Source organism: Stenotrophomonas sp. S49 (assembly GCF_016624905.1).
Lineage (GTDB): Bacteria > Pseudomonadota > Gammaproteobacteria > Xanthomonadales > Xanthomonadaceae > Stenotrophomonas.
Genome location: NZ_JACVUD010000166.1, coordinates 1 through 2573 on the forward strand (window position 1 = coordinate 1; position 2573 = coordinate 2573).

The 2573-nt window shown below is 67.9% G+C and carries 2 protein-coding genes; one reads left to right on the top strand and one right to left on the bottom strand.

Annotated features, from left to right (window positions below; all coding sequences use genetic code 11):
* Nucleotides 1-198: 198 nt before the first annotated feature.
* Nucleotides 199-1593, bottom strand: coding sequence for a histidine--tRNA ligase (gene hisS / locus IAE58_RS19805; protein WP_199934672.1), 1395 nt, complete (start codon nt 1591-1593; stop codon nt 199-201).
* A 140-nt stretch (nt 1594-1733) separates the two neighbouring features.
* Here hisS and IAE58_RS19810 point away from each other — a divergent pair, with 140 nt between their 5' ends.
* Nucleotides 1734-2486, top strand: coding sequence for a helix-turn-helix domain-containing protein (locus IAE58_RS19810; protein WP_108756051.1), 753 nt, complete (start codon nt 1734-1736; stop codon nt 2484-2486).
* Nucleotides 2487-2573: the final 87 nt, after the last annotated feature.

A 2573-nucleotide genomic window follows, 5' to 3' on the forward strand; every position in this document is an offset into this window, starting at 1 on the left:
TCGCCGCATCCATGCGGCTCACGCCCCCTCAACCGGACCCACCCCGCCTTCAACAGTTGGCCGCGAGCTGTTGGAACGGCAAGGGGTCGGATCCGTTTTCTGAAGGAAAACGGCTCTGACCCCTGGGATGGGCACAAAAAAAAACGCCCACCGGGTGGTGGGCGTTTGGTGGCGTGTCGGCGTGCGGCCAACCGGCCGTTACATCACCTTCGACTGTTCCAGCTCAACCTGCAGGGTGCTGGCCAGTTCGTCGCGGGAGACTTCGAACTGCTGCTCGCGCACCAGGTCCTTCACCGCCACCACGCCGCGCGCCAGTTCATCCTCGCCTGCCAGCACCACGAAGCGGATACCGGCCTTGGCCGCGTACTGGAACTGCTTGCCGATCTTCTTCGGCTCCATCTGCACTTCGGTGTTGATGCCACCGCTGCGCAGGCGGCGGGCGATGTCCAGCGACTGCGCCATGCCCTGCTCGTCCATCAGTGCCACCAGCGCCTGTACGCTGCTGGCTTCGATGCCGTCGATCAGGCCGGCTTCGCGCAGCTGCCAGAACAGGCGCGACAGACCAATGGAAATGCCCACGCCGGGCAGCTTGGACTTGCTGTAGTGGCTGGCCAGGTCCTCGTAGCGGCCGCCCGAGCAGATCGAACCGATCTGCGGGTGGTCGGTCAGCGTGGTTTCGTACACGGTGCCGGTGTAGTAATCCAGGCCACGGGCGATGGAGAAATTCAGGCAATACGCGCTTTCCGGCACGCCCAGCGCCTGCACCAGCTGCAGCACTTCGCGCAGTTCGGCCACGCCGGCGCGCAGGGTGTCCGACGATGCGGCATTGGTTTCCAGCGCCGCCAGCTGGGCCAGCGCATCGGCATGGCCCTGCGAACGCACGGCCACGAACGCCAGGATCTTCTCGACCTGTTCGGCCGGAATCCCGAAGCCATCGCCCACCAGCGTGTCGCGCACGTAATCGGCGCCGCGCTTGTCCAGCTTGTCCACTTCGCGCAGCACCGCCAGCTGGCGCTCGCCCTCGGCCACGCCCAGGCTTTCGAAGAAGCCGCGCATCAGCTTGCGGTTGTTCAACTGGATGCTGAAATCGCCGATGCGCAGTTCCGAGAACACCGCATGGATGACCGCCAGCACTTCAGCGTCGTAGCGCACGCTCAGGCTGTCCTTGCCGATCACATCGATGTCGCACTGGTAGAACTCGCGGAAACGGCCACGCTGGGCACGTTCACCGCGGTACACGCGCTGCATCTGGTAGCGGCGGAACGGGAAGGTCAGTTCGTGTTCGTGCTCGGCCACGTAGCGGGCCAGCGGCACGGTCAGGTCGAAGCGCAGCGCCATTTCCGGCAGCGAGCGGTCGCCCGATTCGGCCGCGTTGGCCAGCGCACCGGTGGACTGCACGAAGTACACCTGGCGCTCGGTTTCGCCGCCGGACTTGGTCAGCAGCACATCGGACAGCTCGAACACCGGGGTTTCCACCGGCAGGAACCCGAAGCGCTCGTAGTTGCGGCGGATGACGTCCAGCATGCGCTGGAACGCAATCTGCTCGCGCGGCAGCAGTTCAAGGGTGCCGGGCGGGGTACGGGGCTTGATCACGGGGCAGAACTCCTGCAGGAACGGGAACGTGGGAGGGGGCGACATTCTAGCGCCCCGCATCGCTCAGGCGCCGATCAGGGGCCGTCTGGCCGCATGAAGTATCATAAGGCCCTCCCCCGCCTGCGATCTGCCCCTGCACCATGTCCCGGCCCGACGGCGCCCTGCCCGCTGATCCCTCCTCCGCTGCACCGTCCTGCACCACGCTGGACTGCCTGCACTGCTCGGTGCGGCATCTGGCGGTGTGTTCGGCGCTGTCGCCCGACGAGGTGCAGGCGCTGGAACAGGTTACGGTGTCGCAGCAGGTCGCCGTGGGCAGCACGCTGGCCCGCAGCGGCGAAGAACGCCTGCATGTCTATACATTGACCGCCGGTGCGCTGCGCCTGGTGCGCACCCTGGCCGATGGCCGCCGCCAGATCAGCGGCTTTGTGCTGCCCGGCGATTACCTGGGCCTGAGTGGCAGCGACCACCACCGCTACGATATCGAAGCCATTGCCGACAGCCGCGTGTGCCGGGTGGCGATGCCGCAGATGCGCGCTCTGCGCGGGCGTTACCCGCACCTGGAACGCAAGCTGCTGCAGCGCGCCTGCCAGGAACTGGACGCCGCGCAGGACGCGGCGCTGGCCCTGGCCCGACTACAGCCAGCAGAGAAGCTGGCCGATTTCCTGCTGCGCCTGGCCGCGCGCGAGGCCCGTCTGGGCGGCGATGGCCTGCGCGTGCAGCTGCCGATGGGCCGCGGCGATATTGCCGATCATCTGGGCCTGACCATGGAAACGGTCAGCCGCACCTTCACCAAGCTGCGCCAGCAGGGCCTGATCGCCCTGCCCCATCTGAACGTGGTGGAGATCCAGGACGAAGACGGCCTGCGTGCGCTGGCCGGTGACGGTCTGCTGTAACCGCGGCCGGGGGGGGGGGGGGGGGGGGGGGGGGCGCGCCGGGGGGGGGGGGGGGGGGGGGGGGGGGGGGGGGGGGGGGGGGGGGGG

Coding starts and splice junctions, on each gene's coding strand:
- IAE58_RS19810 (WP_108756051.1), top strand. CDS start 1,734: ATGTCCCGGCCCGACGGCGCCCTGCCCGCTGATCCCTCCTCCGCTGCA.